This window comes from Streptomyces sp. NPDC088246, from assembly GCF_044741025.1.
Classification (GTDB): domain Bacteria; phylum Actinomycetota; class Actinomycetes; order Streptomycetales; family Streptomycetaceae; genus Streptomyces.
Map to the genome: position 1 here is coordinate 185,524 of NZ_JBIURV010000009.1, position 18,783 is coordinate 204,306.

At 69.1% G+C, this 18,783-nt stretch carries 13 protein-coding genes and 1 pseudogene; 5 read left to right on the top strand and 9 right to left on the bottom strand.

Annotated elements, in window-relative coordinates:
* Positions 1-42: 42 nt before the first annotated feature.
* The 6 genes from ACIPEK_RS15435 to ACIPEK_RS15460 all read right to left on the bottom strand — a co-directional run bounded on the left by ACIPEK_RS15435 (position 43) and on the right by ACIPEK_RS15460 (position 8,371).
* On the bottom strand, positions 43-2,100 hold the full coding sequence (locus ACIPEK_RS15435) for a phosphocholine-specific phospholipase C (protein ID WP_401995679.1): 2,058 nt from the start codon (positions 2,098-2,100) through the stop codon (positions 43-45).
* Between the two features lie 240 nt (positions 2,101-2,340).
* Positions 2,341-3,603 (bottom strand): cytochrome P450, encoded by a 1,263-nt coding sequence (locus tag ACIPEK_RS15440; RefSeq protein ID WP_401995682.1) that lies wholly within the window; start codon positions 3,601-3,603, stop codon positions 2,341-2,343.
* The gene (locus tag ACIPEK_RS15445; RefSeq protein ID WP_401995685.1) at positions 3,600-4,913 is read right to left on the bottom strand and encodes a cytochrome P450; all 1,314 of its coding nucleotides are present in this window, start codon (positions 4,911-4,913) and stop codon (positions 3,600-3,602) included. The genes ACIPEK_RS15440 and ACIPEK_RS15445 overlap by 4 nt, the downstream gene beginning before the upstream one ends.
* Positions 4,914-5,019: 106 nt before the next feature.
* Positions 5,020-5,844 (bottom strand): SAM-dependent methyltransferase, encoded by an 825-nt coding sequence (locus ACIPEK_RS15450; protein WP_401995688.1) that lies wholly within the window; start codon positions 5,842-5,844, stop codon positions 5,020-5,022.
* A gap of 181 nt (positions 5,845-6,025) precedes the next feature.
* Positions 6,026-7,087 (bottom strand): alpha/beta hydrolase, encoded by a 1,062-nt coding sequence (locus ACIPEK_RS15455; protein ID WP_401995691.1) that lies wholly within the window; start codon positions 7,085-7,087, stop codon positions 6,026-6,028.
* 24 nt (positions 7,088-7,111) lie between these two features.
* The gene (locus ACIPEK_RS15460; RefSeq protein WP_401995694.1) at positions 7,112-8,371 is read right to left on the bottom strand and encodes an esterase/lipase family protein; all 1,260 of its coding nucleotides are present in this window, start codon (positions 8,369-8,371) and stop codon (positions 7,112-7,114) included.
* 487 nt (positions 8,372-8,858) lie between these two features.
* On the opposite strand from ACIPEK_RS15460, the pseudogene ACIPEK_RS15465 reads away from it, so the two are divergent.
* Positions 8,859-10,000: pseudogene (locus ACIPEK_RS15465) on the top strand (MarR family transcriptional regulator).
* Positions 10,001-10,042: 42 nt separating this feature from the next.
* Here ACIPEK_RS15465 and ACIPEK_RS15470 read toward each other — a convergent pair.
* Entirely contained in the window at positions 10,043-10,486 is a 444-nt protein-coding gene (locus tag ACIPEK_RS15470) for an ATP-binding protein (protein ID WP_401995696.1), read from the bottom strand.
* A 361-nt stretch (positions 10,487-10,847) separates the two neighbouring features.
* Here ACIPEK_RS15470 and ACIPEK_RS15475 point away from each other — a divergent pair, with 361 nt between their 5' ends.
* Positions 10,848-11,705, top strand: a complete 858-nt coding sequence (locus ACIPEK_RS15475; protein WP_401995699.1) for a Scr1 family TA system antitoxin-like transcriptional regulator — start codon at positions 10,848-10,850, stop codon at positions 11,703-11,705.
* Entirely contained in the window at positions 11,702-11,887 is a 186-nt protein-coding gene (locus ACIPEK_RS15480; RefSeq protein WP_401995702.1) for a DUF397 domain-containing protein, read from the top strand. The genes ACIPEK_RS15475 and ACIPEK_RS15480 overlap by 4 nt, the downstream gene beginning before the upstream one ends.
* Before the next feature lie 89 nt (positions 11,888-11,976).
* On the opposite strand, the gene ACIPEK_RS15485 is transcribed toward ACIPEK_RS15480, so the two are convergent.
* Complete coding sequence (locus ACIPEK_RS15485; RefSeq protein WP_401995705.1) at positions 11,977-13,677, bottom strand: competence protein CoiA family protein; 1,701 nt, start codon at positions 13,675-13,677, stop codon at positions 11,977-11,979.
* 422 nt (positions 13,678-14,099) lie between these two features.
* Here ACIPEK_RS15485 and ACIPEK_RS15490 point away from each other — a divergent pair, with 422 nt between their 5' ends.
* Positions 14,100-14,579 carry a hypothetical protein gene (locus tag ACIPEK_RS15490; protein WP_401995708.1) on the top strand — a complete coding sequence of 160 codons (480 nt, stop codon included), beginning with the start codon at positions 14,100-14,102 and terminating at the stop codon, positions 14,577-14,579.
* 170 nt (positions 14,580-14,749) lie between these two features.
* On the top strand, positions 14,750-16,555 hold the full coding sequence (locus ACIPEK_RS15495) for a hypothetical protein (protein ID WP_401995711.1): 1,806 nt from the start codon (positions 14,750-14,752) through the stop codon (positions 16,553-16,555).
* Positions 16,556-16,582: 27 nt separating this feature from the next.
* Here the strand turns inward: ACIPEK_RS15495 and ACIPEK_RS15500 are convergent, their stop codons facing one another.
* Entirely contained in the window at positions 16,583-18,715 is a 2,133-nt protein-coding gene (locus ACIPEK_RS15500; RefSeq protein WP_401995714.1) for a tetratricopeptide repeat protein, read from the bottom strand.
* Positions 18,716-18,783: the final 68 nt, after the last annotated feature.

An 18,783-nucleotide genomic window follows, 5' to 3' on the forward strand; every position in this document is an offset into this window, starting at 1 on the left:
ATGGGCACCCGCCCCCCGCCCCGGCCCCGCCCGGACTGCGGTTCAGCCGGTGATCAGGGCCGGATCGCTCGTACCCGCCTCGCCCGTCTCGACGTGGCCGGCGAAGCGGCGCAGGAATGTGGTGTCCGTGTCGGAGACCACCGAGATGTCGTACCAGCGGCTGCTCCCCCGCAGGTCCACCGAGTGGGTCACGGTCGCGCCCGCGCGTACCGTGAACGTCTGGACCGATCCGGTGTATGCGTCGCGCACCGTCAAATGGACGTCCCCGGAACCAGCATGATTCATCGTCAGGTCAAGATGCCCGTTGGTGGCGTTGTGGCGGGCGGTCACCTCGGGCCCCGCCGTCCGGCCGGGCCCCTTGAAGGTGCGGAGGAAGCCGTTCGGACCGTACACGCTGAGGTTGGTCACACCGCTCGAATATGCCGTGTTCCAGGCGTCGGAGAGGCTCTTGCCGGCCTCGGTGGTGTACGTCCACGGTCCGTCGGTACGGTTGGCGGACGTCACCAGGAACTGCGCCCCGGCAGCGCCGCCACCGCTGAAGGTGAGGGCGTACTTTCCGGTGGCCGGGTTCGCCGAGCCGTCCACGAACGGCGCGTACGGGAGCGGCCGGGTGGGCCGGGAGCCCGGTTCCTGTTTCGGCATGCTGCCGACGGCGGGCGGCGCGGGCACGTAGTCGGGGTGCCGGTTGCGGTCCGGGGGCAGGTACCCGGCCGTGGAGGGCAGGGCGACCGGGGCGGTGTCCGTACGGCCGAAGTCGAAGGCTGAGGTGAGATCACCGCAGATGGCGCGACGCCAGGGCGAGATGTTCGGTTCCTTCACCCCGAAGCGGCGTTCCATGAACCGGATGATCGAGGTGTGGTCGAAGACCTCGGAGCAGGAGAACCCTCCGGTGCTCCACGGCGAGACGACCAGCATCGGCACGCGCTGCCCCAGACCGTACGGGCCTGCGGCGTAACCTATCCTGCCCGCAAAGTAGTCGGCGGAGGTCGCCACGGTGGACAGCCCCTGCGCGGCCCCGGAGGGCGGGTACGGCGGCACGATGTGGTCGAAGAAGCCGTCGTTCTCGTCGTACGTGATGAACAGGGCGGTCCTCCCCCACACCTCCGGGTTGGACGTCAGCGCGTCCAGCACCTGCGCGATGTACCAGGCACCGTAGTTCGCGGGCCAGTTGGGGTGCTCGGTGAAGGCTTCCGGGGCGGCGATCCAGGAGATCTTCGGCAGGGACCCGGCCTTCACATCGGCCCGGAGCCTGTCGAAGAGCCCGTCGCCGTTCTTGGCGTCGGTCCCGGTGCGCGCCTTGTCGTAGAGGGGGTCGCCGGGCTTGGCATTGCGGTAATTGTTGAAGTAGAGCAGCGAGTTGTCACCGTAGTTCCCACGGTATGCGTCGTTGATCCAACCCCAGGACCCGGCGGCGTCGAGCCCGTCGCCGATGTCCTGATAGATCTTCCAGGAAACCCCGGCCTTCTCCAGCCGTTCGGGGTACGTCGTCCACCCGTACCCTGCCTCGTCGTTCCCGAGCACGGGGCCGCCGCCGGTGCCGTCGTTCCCGGTGTGTCCCGTCCACATGTAGTAGCGGTTGGGGTCCGTGGAGCCGATGAAGGAGCAGTGGTACGCGTCGCAGACGGTGAACGCGTCGGCGAGGGCGTAGTGGAACGGAATGTCCTCGCGGGTGAGGTAGGCCATCGTCGTCGCCGACTTGGCGGGGACCCACTGGTCGTACTTGCCCTTGTTGAACGCCCAGTGACTGCCCGCCCAGTCGTGGTTGAGGTCCTGGATGAACTGGAGCCCGAGGTTGTCGGCCGTGGGCCGGAACGGCAGCACTTCCTTGATGCCGGACGACTGGTGCCACACCGGCTTTCCGCTGGGCAAGGTCACCGGACGCGGGTCGCCGAAGCCGCGTACCCCCTTGAGCGTGCCGAAGTAGTGGTCGAACGAGCGGTTCTCCTGCATCAGCACGACGATGTGCTCGACGTCCTCAAGGGTGCCGGTGGCGCCCTTGGCCGGGAGGGAGGCGGCGCGGGCGATGCTGTTGGACAGCATGGTGAAGGCGGCAGTGCCTCCGGCGAGTTGCATGAAGCGGCGTCGGTCGAGTTCAGCCATGGGTGAGGACCTCTGTGGGGTGAGGAGGTATGGGGGCGCAAGCGACTGGAGTGTTCCAGAGTCCGCCGGGCTGCGAAAGAGCGACGTGGTGTGGGCACGGTGGCGCTCCGCCGAACAGCAGCCGACGAATGGGCGTGCGTGGCGGGCGCGGCCGCGGTGGCCTGTCCGGCCCCGATCCCCGGACAGGCCGGAGGGCCGCCCGGACGGTCCGGGCGGCCCTCGGTGTCTCCTCGATACGCGTCAGCCGTGCAGCAGGACCGGGAACGCTTCCATGTCGTTCTGCGTCATCACCGGCAGCTTGCGGATCTCCTCGTCCGCAATGGCCAGCCGCAGTCCGGGGAAGCGCCGGAACAGTGCGGGCAGGGCAATGCCGGCCTCCACACGGGAGAGCGCCGCTCCGGGGCAGATGTGGGGGCCGTGACCGAAGGTCATGTGGCGGATCGGGGTCGGCCGGGTGATGTCGAAGGCATCGGCGTCCGGTCCGTGCTGCTCGATGTCGCGTCCGATGGCGCGGTAGGAGATCACCACGCCCTCGCCCTGCGCGATCACGTCGTCGCCCACCTGAATGTCCTCGGTGGCGAACCGCATCAGCAGATGGGTGGTGGGGGTGTCCCAGCGCAGCGTCTCCTCGATGACCGTCTCCCACGGGATCTCGCCGTCGAGAACCTTGCGCAACTGGTCGGGGTGGCTGAGCAGGGCCCGTACGGCATTCAGGATCAGCCCGATGGTGGTCTCGTGCCCGGCGGCCACCATCGCCTTGAGATTGCCCACCACCTCTTCCTCGGTGAGCTGCTCCCCGCCTTCTTCGGCGAGGATGAGCGCACTGGTGAGGTCGTCGGTCGGCCGTGCGGTCCTCTCGCGTACGAGGGCGGCGTAGAAGACGTGCAACTCGGCCAGCAGCGACAGGCGTTCCTCGTGCGGTGTGAGCATGGAGAAGAACGCCTTGTACCGCTTCGTCAGCATCGGGTGCTCGGCCTCGTCCACCCCCATCAGCATGCCGACGACCCGCATCGGCAACGGCTGCGCGAACACGGACTTGAGGTCGACCGCACCGCCCTTGTTCTTCTCGCTCTGCTCGGCGAGGGCATCGAGCAGTTCCTCGGTGAACTTCTCGATCTCCGGGCGTATCTCCTCCAGCCGGCGCGGTGTGAGTGCCTGGGAGGTCTTGGTACGCAGCCGTCGGTGCTCCGACCCGTCCACGGTGAACATGGAACGCCCGGCATCGATCATGCCGATCAGCGGCCAGGCGTGCGTGACCTCCCCGCGCTGCCAGAGCCCCCAGGCGTCGAGATCCTTCACCAGGCGGGGGTCGACGAGCAGTTGACGGGCCACGGCATGCCGGGTGATGGTCCAGGCCGGAACGCCGAGCAGTTCGATCCTGGCGAGCGGACCGGCGTCACGCAGCCGCGCCGTCTCACCGTCGAGATCCTGGACCAGCGGGTCGATGACGACGACCCCGCCACGCGAAGTGGCCTCTTGGGCAGCAGCGTGCGGGCAGTTCAAGCGAAGTCTCCTGTCGGACGTGCGGGGGTGAACCGGACGGGCAGCGCAGTCATCCCACGCAGGAAGGCGGACTGTCGCCGGACGAGCTCCTGCGCCGGCACGGACAGCTCCAGGTCGGGCAGCCGGTCGAGCAGCACTTCGATGCCGGCACGGGCGGCGATCTCTGCGATCTCCTGGGCGGGGAAGGGACAGCGGTATTCGCCGTGGCTGAACGCCAGATGCGCGCTGTTGCCTCTCTGGCCGGAGATCCCCGCCGTGGTCGAGAGATGCTGCCGGATGTGCGGATCGGTGTTGGCGGCGCCCAGACCGAGCAGCACCATGTCACCGGCGCGGATGCTCCTGCCGCCCAGCCGGGTGTCACGGACCGCCCAGCGACCGGCGAGGATCTGCGTCGGACCCTCCTCCCAGAGCACCTCGTTCATGACCTCGGCGACACTGTGCCGTCCGCCGGAGAGCGCGACGGCGAACTGATCGTCGGTGAGCATCAGCCGCAGCGAGTTGCCGATCCAGTCGGCGGTGGTGAGGTGCCCCGCGGCCGTGATGGCCATCAGGTCGAGCACGTACTCCTCATCGGTGAACTCGCCGGGGTATGCCAGCATCCGGGAGGTCACATCGTTCCCGGGCACGGCCTGCCGGGCCGCCAACAGCCGCTGCATGTGCTCCCCGAACCGCAGATGAGCCTCCTGCGCACCCGGTCCGCCGTCGGCGAGATCCCTCAAAACGCCGGCGATCAGCGCCCCATCCTCATCGGGGAAGCCGAGCAGACGGGCGAGGACGAGTACGGGGAGCGGTACGGCGAAATCGGCGATCAGATCGGCCGTACCGCGTTCACAGAACCCGTCGACGAGCCGGTCGGCCAACTGCTCGCAGTCTCCCCGGAGTTCGAATGGCTCGACCTCTTCCAGGGCCTGCCCCACCATCGCGGCGTGACGCCGGTGCTCGGCCCCCGCTGTGAAGTAGATGGACGGCATCGGCCGGCCGATCATCGGCAACAGCGGCCAGTCGTCCGGGATGTGCTCCCACTGATTCCACAGTCCGACGTCCCTGGGGAACAACTCGCCGTCACTGGTCACCTGGTGGAGTTCGCGGTACCCGATGACCAGCCAGGCAGGAAATCCGCCGGGCAGCTCGACGGGCACAACGGGCCCGTGTTCGCTTCGCATGGCGCGGTAGACGAGATGGGGTTCGGTGTGGAACTCGGGACCGCTGAGCCGTACGGCGGACGCAACGGCGCTCGCTGGGCAACCTCCGCCAGGCGCCGACACGGGGACGGACGAGCGCTCGGGCACACCGGATGCGGGCATCGTCATCGTGCGGACTCTCCTGTGCCGAAGGCTTCGCGCGTTGTCGTCGGACGATCAACGCGGCTTCACTATAGGGTTCACGTGCGGCCCGACGCCCGACAGCGCCTGCGCGTCAATCCTTGACGCCTATTCCACCAAAGGCATCGACGTCGGCGGGCACGCTCGCGCTGTCGGCGTCGGGCCGCCACTCACTGAGCCGGACGAAGCCGGGGTCGAGGATCCGCAGCCCGTCGAAGAGCGTGACGATCTCGCCGGGCTCGCGGACGTAGTACGGCACCGCGCCGCTCTCGATGTATGCCTTCTCCGCGGCGATCATGCCCTCGCTGGTACGCGTCCCGTCGTACACCACGAGGTGGCTGCCGGACGGCAGGCCCGCCATCAGCCGGCCCACCACCTCACGGGCCCGTGAGAAGTCGCCCGCGTGACCGAGTATGCCGAGCAGCATCAGGGCCACAGGCCGGTCGAAGTCGAGTGTCTTCGCGGCCTCGGCAAGGATGACGTCCGGCTCGTAGAGGTCGGCATCGATGTAGTTCGTGACACCCTCGGGTGAGCTGGTGAGCAGCGCACGAGCGTGCGCCAGCACGAGCGGGTCGTTGTCCACGTACACGATGCGTGACTCGGGGGCGATGTCCTGGGCCACCTGGTGGGTGTTGTCGGCAGTGGGCAGACCGGTCCCGATGTCCAGGAACTGCCGGACTCCCCGATCCTCCACCAGGTGACTCACCGAGCGGCGCAGAAACTGCCGCCCCGCTACCGCTACGTCGACAAGGCCCGGGAAGAACGTCTTGATCTGGTCACCGATCTCACGGTCGACCTCGTAATTGTCCTTGCCGCCGACGAAGTAGTTCCAGAAGCGGGCGGAGTGCGGCCTGGTGGTGTCGATCCGATCCGACACCGGCGTGGCAGGCAGGGTGACGGATGACTGCTGCTCGCTCATGGAGACCTCCGGACGCGAAAGTGATCAAGCTATGGCCTCAACCTACCTGGGCATCAGGAGAGTTATGGGCATATGCGTTTTCGCCAACGTCCCGCGGCATCAGTCGGGCCAACCCACCCACCTCGGCAAGCAGCTCACGCGGCGGCTGATCCAGGTCCTCGCGGGGGACAGCCCGGCCGCTTCACCGGCCCGCGGTGAGGGTGTCGAGGAGGGCGGCGGTGAACTCCTTGGGTTTGTCGATGTGGACGGCGTGGCCGGCGTCGGGGATGGCGGTTTCGCGGACGGGGCCGCCCGCGGCGGCGTAGCGATCGAGTGCGTGGCGGGTCTGCGCGACCATGGGTTGGGCGGGGCAGTGTTCGGCGCCGGGCCAGCCGGGGACGGCGCCGAGTGCACCGAGGTGGGCGAGGTCGAAGAGCGAGGTGTCGGAGACGATGAGGTCGTCGGTGCCGCGGATCCAGCCGATGGGCGGTTTGGGGTCGATCCCGTGCAGGTCGTCGATACGGAAGTGGGTGGGGGCCATGGCGTTGAGGACACCTCGGGGGCCGGGGGCGGTGCCGGGCCAGTGGTCGCTGGGACAGGTGTCGCCGGGGTACTGGTCGTCACCGGTGCGGGTGGAGAGCATGGCGTCGACGAAGGTGTCCTCAAGGGCGGGGCGGAGCGGCGGTTTGACGTAGCTGGAGGCAAGGACGGCGCGGGGGGAGAGTGGCGAATCCTCGCTGCGGTCGCCTTCTTTGAGGCGCTGGACGAATTCGGGGTTGACGGTGCCTGCGCCGGAGCCCGCGCCGTCGGGGTGGTTGAGTCGGCCGTCGGGACCGTGGGTGCCGCCGAAGCCGTAGGGGGAGACGGGGTTGACGAGGGTGAGGCTACGGACGGCAGTGGGGTGATCGCGGAGCTGTTGGAGGGCGATGCCGCCGCCCATGCTCCAGCCGACGAGGTGGACGCGGTCGAGGGCGAGGGCGTCACAAAGGGCGATGAGGTCGTCGCTGAAGTCCCGGACGCCGCGGGTGGCGTCGACGGGGAGGGGATCGGTGTCGCCGAAGCCTCGGAGGTCGACGGCGAGGGGGCGGTAGGGGTGGGGCAGGTCGAGCATGGTCTGCTGCCAGAAGGTGGCGTCGGAGACGTTGCCGTGGACGAAGAGGACGGGCTCGCCGGTCCGGTCGGGGAGTTCGAGGAGGTTGAGGGTGAGCCGGGCGGTGGTGATCCGTCGAGCTCGGACGCCGGGCAGGAGTGTGGGCGGGGTCATGGTCCGTCCTTCGGTGTGGCGGGCTCAGCCGAGCCAGGCGGCGATCTGGGCGCTGGCGGAGGAGTGCCAGCCGAGTTGGAGGTGGTTGGCGGTGGAGATGAGGGCGGTGCCGGCAACGTTGGCGATGCCGGTGCGGTCGAGAGCGCTGTCGACGAAGACCACCCCGTCGCTGGGTCCGCGGTTCTCGTTGTAGATGCCGAGGACGCTGGGGGATCCGCCGGCGAGGAGGTAGGTGGCGACGGAGCCGGGGATGCCTGCCTTGTGGAGGGGGGTGATCAGGGAGCCGGCGTCGATGGCGGTCTGGATGCCGCTGCCGGAGGTGTAGAAGCCCTGGCCACCGTGGTAGGTGGTGTACCAGTCCTGTTGGGTCATGTCGATGCCGTAGGTGGCGTCCCAGCGGGCGAGCATCTGGCGCTGTCCGGGATAGACGTCGTAGCCGTTGGTGGGGGCGAAGGCGAATTCGGGGTGGGCGGTGTAGGTGCCGTAGCAGGTCATGTTGAGGTGGGGCGAAGGGGCGTTGACGCTGCCGCCGCACTGGGGCCAGATGCTGAAGTCATGGGCCCAGCCGTGGGCATAGGGGTAGTCGTAGCCGCCGTTGGGGCCGCCGAGGGTGATGAGGCGGCGTACGTCTCCGGCATAGGGGCGTCCCCAGGTGGGGCGCAGTGAGGAGACGTAGGCGCGGGTGGACATCTCCCCCTTGCTCCAGCCGACGAGGTCCACCTGGCTGACGCCGAGCCGGTCCTTGATGACGGCTATGGCGTCGCCGACCTGCTGGGCCTGCATCAGGTTGTCGCCCTGCTTATGGGCGAAGTTGACGGCGAAGACGCGGTAGCCGCGGGCGGCGAGGTACTGCATGAGTCCGGTGTTGGGGCAGGAGGCCGTACCGCAGCCGTAGCCACCGGCTTCGCCGGGGTTGGCCCAGGCGCGGTCGGCGTTGTCGTTGGCGCCGTGGACCAAGAGGACGGGGGTCTGGTGACTTCCGCTGTTCCAGCCGGGGGCGGAGTAGAGGAGGAAGCGGCCGGAGTAGGGCTGCTTGACACCGCCGAAGAAGGTGCGTCGCTGACCGTCCTGGTCGCCGCGGCCGTCCTGGGGGTACTGCTCGGCATGGAAGCCGCTGGTGGTGTCGAGGTAGCGGTCGACGCGGTCCCAGCCGTTGGCGACGGTGGTGTATGTGGCTTCGAGGGTGAGGTAGCCGGGTGGGGCGGCGTGGGCCGGTGTGGTGGCTGCTCCGAGGCTCAGCAGTGTGAGAAGCAGGCCGAGCAAGGTGCTCGTTGCTCTGCGCATCGCGGCTCTCCCGTCCGGGGGGGTGGACTCGGTGGTTCGAGTCCGTCACGGTAGGACGGTGCGGGGGACCTTCCCATGGGGTGGGCAGCCATAGGTACGGGGCGGAGGAGTGTGTCGTGCCGCCATGTGCCGGGTCTTGTAACCCGGGTCTCGTAACCCGCGTTACGGCACCGCCCTCCTCACTCATTCGTGGGTAGGCCCCAGGGTCTTCGGCCGAGTCCTGAGCTTCGGGATCCGGGCGCCGGGACACGAGCGGCGAGACCCGGGCGCCGGGATCCGAGCGCCTTCTTTGACCGGCGGGGTCATAGGGGGGTGGGAACCCCCCTGACCTCCCCGACCCGTAACGGCGAGCAAGTACGACTAATCGTGACCGGCTTGCGACACGCAGTCGCACCTGCTTACGGTGCCGCCACAACAAAACGACCCCGACGCGGTGTTACGAGCACCATGCCGGGGTCTCACCCCAAGATCGAAGGACCCCGATCTCGTGGCTACCGAGAACCTTAGCGCCGCCCTGCCCGCGCCCGCATCCTCGCCTCCGTACCCGATGGCCAAGCCCGGCTACGGCAAGCGGTCCGTCCCAAACCAGCTCCCGCCCCGCGCCGATGACTTCGCACTGCTGCCCCCTCGCGAGGGCTACATCGCCGGATTCATCGACCGCCTGCCCGAAGGCGCCGCGATGAGCGTGAAGACGCTCGCGAAGCAGCTCCCGCTCTACGGCCAGCAGGCCGTCAGCACCGCCCTGACCGCCCTGTCGGTGGCCGGTCATCTGCGTCGCGGACCTTCTGGACCCGCGCCGCGCACGACAACGAGTGGTGGGCCGCCTACCTCGCGGCCGAAGCGGGCCAGGACATCGTCCCGGCGGAGATCCAGGAGTTCGCAGCCGAGGCAGCGGCCACGACCCAGCCGCCGCCTTGGGCCCCGGACGAGACCCTGCCTCCGGCACCTGCATCGGAGCCCGTACGCGGCGACGCTCCGCAGTCCGCGCCGCCGACCGCCGTCGATGCCCTGCCCCCGTCGCCCGTCCCGGCCGCATCTCTCCAGCCCGCCCGCGTTCCGGCTGTCGTACCGCAGCAACGGAGTGCGACTCCCCCGCAGACACAGCCGACACCCACACAGTCCCCGGCGCCCTCCTCGGCCCCGGGCCCGGAGCGCCCCTCCGCCGCCTATCTGGCGCTGGCCCAACTCGGCCGCACAGAACCGCGCCTGGCACTCTCCGCAGCCGACTGCACGGTGTTGGAGGAGCTGGCCGCGGGCTGGCTGGCGCAGGGCGTGACCCCGGACTACCTCGTCCGGTCCCTCGTCGCCGGGCTGCCGGACGAGGTCAACTCACCGCTGGGCTTCGTCCGCCGCAGGCTCCGCGACAAGATGCCACCTCGCCTGCCCGCCACTGCCGCCCCCACCGCCCAGGCTGCTCATACCCCCCGCGTGATGATGGAGTGCACCCAGTGCGGTGTCCCCGGCCGCCCGGAAGCACTCCCCGACGGCCTCTGCCGCGCCTGCCGCCGGCCCGCTTCGGGGCCGAATACGCCCCCGGCCCCGATGACCGGCCACGTCACCGCACCCGTCACAGAACACGATGTACACGGTCTCGTCGCCGAGCTCCGCGGCATGCTCAAGTCCCCCTGAACCGGCCAGGAAATGGGCAAGCACAGCCCCCTGCCTGCGCCCTCAGCAGAGCACTTCGGCCCACACGCACTTCGTGCAGGCATCGAGAACCGCGCATCCCCAGCGGCTCGCGTACGCCTCAACGAGCAGCAGGCCGCGCCCGGTCTCGTCGACCGGATCGCAGGGCTTCGGAGCTGTAGCCGGGAGGAGGCGTTCGGGACGTGTGTCGGTCACCTCGATACGGACGGCCTCGGGCAACAACCGCAGCGTCAGCCGGAAGTCGCGGCCCTGCAGACGCCCATGGGTGATCGCGTTGGACGCGAGCTCCGCCGTGACGAGTGCGACGGCGTGCGCAGCGGCCGAGTCGTGCGGAGCTCCGCGCCACTCGGTCAGTTGCTGGACTGCGAGGGTACGGGCGAGTCGTGCACCGCGGCGGGTGCTGCTGAGCCGCAGTGTGGACTCGGTTGCCGGACGGGATGGTTCCGCCAGTTGGTTCGATGGATTCACCCCGTCATGATTTCCCCGGAAGACGCCTCCGACCAGGGATTACTCCCGTACGGCAGACAGGGGTACGGAGAGCAGGGCCACTGGGCGGAACGATGTACGGACGTCGGACAGGTCAGGTCCGTATGGCTGGTGCCGGGCAGTTCCCGCTCGGGAACGTGTCGGGGCAGTGCGTTCCGCAGACCGCCGGGCCCGCGGCCGCTGGGCACGTTCACCGTCCGCGCCGGACTGCACGCAGATCGCCGGACTCCGTACGCTCAGTCAGCGTACGGGCACGTTCGGTGGATGGTACGCGGCCTGATGTCTCATTCTGGGTGAATTGAGCGCGGGAAAATCACGCGCCTGCACCTGGAGGTGGCCGCGTATGACGACCGACAACGCCGTTGTGGCAGGGGCGGATCGGGAGGAGCGGGAACCCGACCCCTCGGACAGTCTGCGGACTTTCGGGGCCGTCGTCCAGGCCCTCCGCGAACACGCCGGGCTCAGCCGGACCGACTTCGGCACGCACGTGAGGTTCTCCAAACACACCGTGGAGTCGGTGGAGTTGGGGCGCCGCATGCCGGATGACGCGTTCGTGGAGCGGGCGGAGGAGGCACTCGGCAACACGGGCGCGCTGAGAAAAGCTGCAGCCCATCTGACGCGCGGCGAGCCGGGACTGGCGGCCTGGTTCCGCAGGTGGGCGCGGCTGGAGAAGGTTGCGGTGAGCCTGTGCACCTACGAGTGCAGGCTGGTGCCGGGGTTGTTGCAGTCGGACGAATATGCGCGGGCGGTGTTCGAGGGCACGATTCCGTTGCTGACGGATCAGCAGCTGGAAGCCCAGCTCGCAGCGCGGCTGGAGCGGCAGAAGATGATGCACGAACGACCTACCGTCCCGTTCAGCTTCATCGTGGAGGAGCATGTCCTCCGGCGCAGGTTCGGCCGTACGGAGCAGATGCGGGACATGCTCGACCGCGTACTGGAGCTCAGCGCTCCGCGTAATGTGACGTTGCAAGTGGTGCCGTTGGAGGCTGGGTTACACGCGTGCCTGGACGGGCCGTTGCAACTCCTGGAGACTCCGGAGAGGCGCCGCCTCGGGTACTCCGAGGGGCAGCAGAACGGACGGCTGATCACCGATCCGAAAGAGGTGAGCCTCCTTCACCAGCGCTATGACACACTGCGTTCGCAGGCCCTGAACCCCAAGGAATCACGGGGCCTACTGGAGCGACTGCGAGGAGAGCTATGACCACGACGGAACTCGCCTGGTTCAAGTCCAGCTACAGCGGCAGCCAGGGCGACAGTTGCGTAGAAGTCGCTGTCGCCGAGCAGGCCGTCCATGTCCGGGACTCCAAGGACGTGTCGCGACCGCACCTCGCCATTGGGCCGGACGGATGGGCGCGGTTCGTGAACTCCGTAACCCGCGGCTGATCAATCGCACCATGCCGCGGGGCCGGGGGTACCGGCTCCGGGCCCCGGGCACGGCTCGTCGGAGCGACGAAGCACGGATCAGACGCGCGTCACCAGAAGTCGCCGCTCGCGGAGGCTCGGTGGCTGCGTACATCAACGAGCCATCGGGCCTGGGCCGCATGCGCAGACGGCACCGGGCGATCCAAGTGGTCCAAGACCTGGGCGTACAGAGGGTGGACACGATCCGCTCGGGCCGCGACAAGAGCCGAGAGAAGCGGCCTGCCGTGTGGGGTCATGCGGTCTGTCTCGACCAGGACGGACACCTTGTCATCCGGGTGGAGACCGGGCAGACGGTCATCGAGCCGACTGCCGAGATCCATCCATGTGAGCGGTCGGGAAACCCGTGCTGCCATGCGCAAGGCAGGTCTGATCAGGTCGGCACACGCCTGGATCTCGCGGAAGCTCGGCCGCGCGATGAGCAGATTCGCATGAGCCCGCCACGCGGCTATACGAGATGTGAGGTCGGAGGCCGGTGGGCTCCACATCGCCGACACACAGGCCCCTGCCTCGCGGAGCACCGACTGAAGCTGATCCAGGTGGAGGTGGTCGCCCACGAGATCGAGGTGGTCAAGGAGTCGCACCAACCGCCTGCCGGCCGGCTCGTCGTCCCGGGAAAGCAGCTGCGCCGGCGTGACGGCCGTGGTCTGCGGAGCGGCGTGGACCGGTGCCTGTTCCACGACTGGGCGGGGGGCTGCCTCAGCCCCATCACCGAAGACCGTGCGAGCGCGGAGCCGTCGGCTGGGCGCCGAGAGCGATTCTCCGTCCCGGCTGCCATCGCGGGCGGTCTCAGGAAGCAGGTCGCTTCCCGGTCCTCTCCTGCCTGCGGATTCCGTGGGTGCTGCCTGCTCTGTCTCGACTGTCAGCGGAGCGGTTGGCACGCGGGCGTCGGCCTTCCCGCGCGGGGCAGCGGAACTTCGGGGTTCCTTGCCGCGCTGGACGAGGCCACCGGGGGTGAGAGCGAGGCCCGGAGTCTGGATGCCGAACGAGGTCATGCGGCAGGCGGAAAGGGGAACCCATTCGACCGGGGTGTCGGGATACTGGGTTCCGATCTCCACGACGCGCGTGGCTCCGGACGGTCGACATCGGATGCGAAGGGCGTGACCCTGCCGGTCCACCTGCCAGTTGGCCAGCATGCTGTCCGGACCGAAGAGCCACTCGATGCCTGCCCATTCGCTCCGGAGGCGAGAGTCGTCCGCCTCCCACAACGCCTGGGACTTGACGGCGAGCTGAACGCGGAGCAGCCGTGGCCGCCGGCCGAGGGTGTACAACACATCGACCCGCTCGCGAAGCGACTGGCCCTTCTGCTTGTAGCGGGGCTGAACACCTTTGCACTTCTGCTGCTTCAGCCAAGTGACGAGAGCGCGCCCCATGTAGAGGTGATCCGCGCTGGCCTCGTTCGTCGCGCTTCGTCGGCAGTGCCCTGAACCGATGTGGGCGAAGTGGCACTTCTTGTCACGGTACTTGCGCGCGGCCAGCTTCTTGCCACAGCCGCCGAGAAGCCTGCCGCAGTAGAAGTCCTTCTGCGGGTGGAGGCAGATGAACCTGTCGTACTCCACCACGTCCATCGGCAGATAGACCGGCGAGTCCGCCCCGGGAGAACCCGATACTGCCGTCTGGACTTTGCGGGTGTCCTCTTCATCGACGGGCAGGGGCATGGCGTACTCCGGGCGGATGCGGTGGGGCGGGGTGAGGGCGGAGGTGTAGTTCTCGCCGTCGACCAGGGGGTTTTCAAGGGTAAACCCGACGGCCATACGGTCGTACTCGACGAGGATGAGGCCCTTGAACCGCAGTCGACAGAAAACCCGTAAGAAACGGCAATGATCTTCTGCGATTCCTCTTCCTATGTCCGCACGAAATCGAAGACTGCCCAGGCACCGCGCCTGGCCGCTGACCACCACCGACATCAACGAGTGTCTCGGCACCTACATGACGCGCGTCACGGATACGCGCGGCTCACAACGAACCCGAGGGGCCGCACCCGGGAATCAGGCCCCCGCTCCGCATCGGGGTGCCGGGGTGCCGGGTGTGTCGGGGTATCGGACCCAGGGGTCTCTCGGGGTTGTCACCCACGGGATGTCGGGGGTTAATCCAGTCGCCCGGACGACGCCGGCTCCGTAGGTTCTGCGGTGGAATGAACCCGCCGCTCCACGCCACAGCCCACGGAGGCCCGCCAGTGACCGCCCCATCGCGCCGACAGACGCGCACCCTTCACCCGCTCGTCGCGGCCTTTGTGCGGTTCGTCGTGTGTGGTGGCGGTGTCGGGCTGGCGTCGAGCGGGGCCCTCGTGCTGCTCAGCGACCGGATACCGATGGCTGTCGCCAATGCGCTGGTCACCGTCGTTTCCACGGTGATCGCGACCGAGTTGCACGGGCGGGTCTCCTTCCGGAGCGAGCGGAAGGGGTGGGGGGTCCATCTTCAGTCCGGGGTGACGGTCGCCGTGAGCTATGCGTTCACGACGGGGGCGCTGCTCTGTCTGTACGCCGTGCGGTCCGAGCCCTCGGCCCTGGTCGAGCAGACGGTCTATCTGTCGGCGTCCGCTCTGGCGGGGACAGGACGGTTCGCGCTGCTGCGGGTCGTCGTCTTCGGCGACCGGAAGCAGACCCAGTCGCGCGATGACTCGCTGAGCAAGGCTGCGCTGGCGATGGCTGCGTGAGGGGTGGCGCCAGGGGCGTCCCGTCGGATGCGCGTCGCTCCGTCGCCCCCTGTCGGCTCTGCTCCGCCCCCTTGGTCGGCGCGATGGGTCGCGCTGGTTGACTATCGTGGCCGGTCGCGCGGGCGGCATGGGTCCCACGGGGTGGGCCGGGGCGGATGAGGGGCGTACGGATGGAGAACGGGCGGACCGGGTGGTTGCGGGTGCCGGTGGGGGATGATGCGGCGCGGTGGGCGACCCGGGGGAAGTGTCTGCGGGTCCTCGTCGTCGTGCACAACGTGACCGCCGCGACCCGGCTGCTCGATGTGCTGCCCCTGTTCGACGACGACTGGCGCGTCCAGCTGCTGGTGACCTGTACGGGCTCGTCGGCGTTCGCGGCCGGCACGGCCGAGTTGCTGGCCGACACCGGAGTGCCGGTCCTGCCGTGGGAGCAGGCGACCGAGACAGAGGCGGACCTGGTCGTCTCCGCCAGTTTTGGCGGCCAACTGGACGTGTTTTCAGGGAAGTTGGCGATCCTGTCGCACGGTGTTGGATACACTAAGAGGCTGGCAACACCGGACACCGGACACCGGACACCGGACACCGGGGCGGGGGCGGCGGTGCCTGCGCCCGTTTTCGGGCTTGCGCCGGAGTGGCTTCTGTCGCAGGGCGCCCCTGTCGCGGACGCGCTCGTCCTCTCCCATCCCGAGCAGTACGAACGGTTGCGTATCGCCTGTCCCGAGGCGGCGCCGACAGCCGTACTCGCCGGGGACCCCTGCTTCGACCGGATACTCGCCGCCCGGCCCTATCGCGAACGCTTCCGCCGTGCGTTGGGTGTGCGACCTGGGCAGCAGCTGGTCCTGCTGAATTCGACCTGGAACTCCGAGTCCCTCTTCGGTGATGGCGGGAGCGACGGTGACGTCGTGGCTGCGCTGCTGGACCGGGTCTCTGCCGAGTTCCCCGTGGACGAGTACCGGTTCGCCGCCGTACTGCACCCGAACATCTGGCACGGCCACGGACCCGGTCAGATCCGCGCCTGGCTCGATCGCGCGCGGCGCGGCGGGCTGGCGCTGATCGATCCGCTGAAGGGGTGGCGGCAGGCTCTGCTGGCCGCCGATGCCGTGATCGGGGACCACGGTTCCGTCACCTACTACGCTGCCGCCCTCGGCACTCCTGTGCTCCTGGGGGCCGCGCCGCTCGACGCCCTCGATCCCGATGCGCCGATCTCCGCGTTCATGCGGGAGGCACCGCGGCTCGACCCCGACGTATCACTGTCGGCGCAGATCGAGAGACTCATCGGGCGTCACCGGCCGTTGTCGGGGCCTGCCGGGTTCACCACCTCCGTGCCGGGTGAATCAGCGGTCCGGTTGCGCAGGCTCTTCTACTCGATGATGGGTGCGCCGGAGCCCGGTTGGCCGGCTTCACTGAAGCCTCTCCCGCTGCCCGACTACGAGGCCGGAACGGCCACCGCCCCCTTTCACGTACTGTCGCAGGTCCTCGGGCCGGGAGAGGTCGCGGTCAGTCGCCGGGCGGGCCCGTGGCCGATGGTGGGCCCGGATCACGACGGGGAACTGCATGTCGCCGTGCACGAGGACACCCGTGACGTGGATCAGTTGGATCTGGCGGATGTCATCTTCCGGGACGGGGCACCCGACGACCCGCGCTTCGGCTCCCCATCGGACTGGACCGCCGAAGTGCTCCGGCGCCATCAGGGCTGTTCCCTTGCGGCCTATGTGACCGGGCCGTCCGCGTGTGTGGTCAGGGTGCGTGGCGAGGAGCCGCTCCGGGTGGTGGCGGCGCCCAGCGCCGATGCGGGAGGCATGTCCGGTCTTGACCCCGCCGCGTACGCCTCTGCCCTGTACGCCTGGCTGGCCACCGGCAGCCCCGGCGCGGCCACAGCCGACAAGCGCCTCACGCAAGCGATGGCCGACGGGCTCTCCGTGCGGACAGGTACGCGGCTTCACCGCGTGCGGGTTGCTCCTCTGACACCTCCGGAATGACGGGGATGTCAGAGGCGGGAAGAGCGTTTACGGGGTGACGCAGCGTTCTCTCATGCGTCGCAGATGCGACAGGTGGTACTCCGCGCGCTGGCCGTCGAGCGTTGTGATCGCCTCGTCGATCAGGGGCAGTGCCGCTTCGGTGTCCTCCTCGTCCAACCAGGTCTCGGCCAGATCGGTGAGCGTCCGGGCCGTGTTGTACGTATCGCCGCTCGCCCGGAAGTGGCGCAGTGCGGTCTGCAGCCTCTCGCGGGCCTCCCCGCCTCGTCCGAGCCCGCGCAGGGCTCGGCCGCGATGGCGTTCCAACAGGGCCTGAGCACGCGGCAGGTCGGCGGTTCCCTCGTCATGGGCGCCCATCGTGTTCAGGATGACGCCCGCTTCGTCGAAGCACTCGTACGCCTCCTGGTAACGCCACTGCCGCAGCCTGAGCAGTCCCAGGAACTCCACGGCCGAGGCGTGGCCTCGCTTGTGGGCGGCCGACTCCTCGGCCCGCGCAGCCGCCAGTGTCTCCGTCTCCGCTTCCTCCCAACGCCCCAACTCGGTCAGCGAGTGAGCCAGTTGGGCGTGGAGCGCTCCGGCGTCGAGACTTCCCGGGAGATGGGCGTCGGCGAGACGCGCTCCGATGCGCAGCGCCGGCAGCAGCATCTCGTGGTGGCCCGCCTTGAGCTGCAGCGGCCACAGGGAACGGCTCAGACGTACGGCGGTGTCCGGGTCGCCGGACTCCTCGGCACAGCGAACGGCCTCGACCAGATTGCCCAGCTCCGCGAGCAGCGCGTCGAGGGCGGCGCCCCGGTCCGCGTACCTCTGCCCGATCCGGTCCTCGTCGGGTGCCGGGACGCGCCAGCTCTCCGGGAGTGCCTGGTGGGCCGCCGATGTCGCCAGGTCCGCATAGGCGAGCAGCGTGCGGGTGAGAGCTGCGGAGCAGGCCGCGATTCCGTCCTCGCGGATCGCTGTCGCCTCGGCGTGTGCGCGGACCCCGGAGCGGTAGTGGTAGCGGCCGTTGTCGGTTCCGCTCCGGCTGCGTTCCAGGAGCATCCTGTCGGCGAGATCCGCCAGGAGTTGTGCCGTGACCGCCGGGTCCTGGCCGGTGGCCCGCCCGGCCGTCGCGGCGTCGAAGGCGGGCCAGCTGCGCAGTGCCATCAGCCGGTACAGCTTGGCGGATTCCGGCGTCAGGAGCTGGTAGTTGTCCTCCGCCGCCCCTTGTACCGGATCGCTGTCCGGTGCGGCCTGACGCGGTGGAAGCGTGGGGGCACAGAGCCGGTCCGCTGCGGCGCGCAGGGCGTACGGCGATCCGCCGCATCGCGCGAGCAGCGCAGGCAGCGTGGCGCGGGCTGCGGCGACGGTGGATTTGTCGGTGATATCGGTGAGCAGACGCACGGCGTCCCTGTCCGTGAGCGGACCGACGGGAACCCGTACGGCGTCGAGGCCGGGGAACGGGGTCCGGGCGACGACGATCGTGAACACCCCGGGCGCCGACGTGAGGAACGGCCGGACCTGCGCTGCGGAGTGCGCGTGATCGAGCACGACCAGGAGTTTGCGGTCCGCTGCGCAATGACGGAAGAACTCACCGAGCCGGTCGGTGGCGGTCGGCATCTCTTCGTCCCGTGCGCCCAGTTGGCGAAGCAGTGTGCGCAGTACGGTTCCGACGCTGCGTGCGCTCCCGGCGCCCCCGCCGCCGAGGTCGGCATAGATCTGGCCGTCCGGGAAGAGCCGGGTCGGCCGGGATCCGAAGTGCACGGCGAGCGTGCTGGAACCCATGCCGTCCGGGCCGTGCACCAGGGCGAGCCGGGGCCTTCCGTCCGCGCGGCGGGTTGCCTCTCGCTGGAGTTGCTTCAACGCTTCCTTGCGGTCCGTGAAGAACCTTATGGAGGCGGGGAGGTGTGACTGCGCGGCTCGGACCGGATTCGGTCCTCCGTGCACTCTGGACGCGAACGCGCTCCAGGAGGCCGCGAGTTGCGGGTTCGTACGGATCTGCTCGTAGACCATGTGGGCCACGTCGTCCCGTTCCTCCGGGGCGACGGGCGCGGGGACCTCCCGGCCGACGATTCTCCGTACGACGCCGCCGGTCGACTCCCAGGCCCACTTGCCGGCCTCGTTGGCCATCCCCGAACCAACTGCGCCGAGTACCGCCGAAATAGCCGCCACCGAAGTGGGATCGAGCATGTCGCGCACTCCTCGTTCCCGGTGTTCCGCGCGGTGCGCCCTCCCCGGCACCGCCGCTTCCACCGTCC

What these genes read in the sequence shown, in the direction of transcription:
- ACIPEK_RS15435 (WP_401995679.1), bottom strand. Translation starts at nt 2,100, where the DNA reads ATGGCTGAACTCGACCGACGCCGCTTCATGCAACTCGCCGGAGGCACT.
- ACIPEK_RS15480 (WP_401995702.1), top strand. Translation starts at nt 11,702, where the DNA reads ATGACCACGACGGAACTCGCCTGGTTCAAGTCCAGCTACAGCGGCAGC.
- ACIPEK_RS15495 (WP_401995711.1), top strand. Translation starts at nt 14,750, where the DNA reads ATGGAGAACGGGCGGACCGGGTGGTTGCGGGTGCCGGTGGGGGATGAT.
- ACIPEK_RS15500 (WP_401995714.1), bottom strand. Translation starts at nt 18,715, where the DNA reads ATGCTCGATCCCACTTCGGTGGCGGCTATTTCGGCGGTACTCGGCGCA.
- ACIPEK_RS15460 (WP_401995694.1), bottom strand. Translation starts at nt 8,371, where the DNA reads ATGCGCAGAGCAACGAGCACCTTGCTCGGCCTGCTTCTCACACTGCTG.
- ACIPEK_RS15475 (WP_401995699.1), top strand. Translation starts at nt 10,848, where the DNA reads ATGACGACCGACAACGCCGTTGTGGCAGGGGCGGATCGGGAGGAGCGG.
- ACIPEK_RS15455 (WP_401995691.1), bottom strand. Translation starts at nt 7,087, where the DNA reads ATGACCCCGCCCACACTCCTGCCCGGCGTCCGAGCTCGACGGATCACC.
- ACIPEK_RS15485 (WP_401995705.1), bottom strand. Translation starts at nt 13,677, where the DNA reads ATGGCCGTCGGGTTTACCCTTGAAAACCCCCTGGTCGACGGCGAGAAC.
- ACIPEK_RS15450 (WP_401995688.1), bottom strand. Translation starts at nt 5,844, where the DNA reads ATGAGCGAGCAGCAGTCATCCGTCACCCTGCCTGCCACGCCGGTGTCG.
- ACIPEK_RS15445 (WP_401995685.1), bottom strand. Translation starts at nt 4,913, where the DNA reads ATGACGATGCCCGCATCCGGTGTGCCCGAGCGCTCGTCCGTCCCCGTG.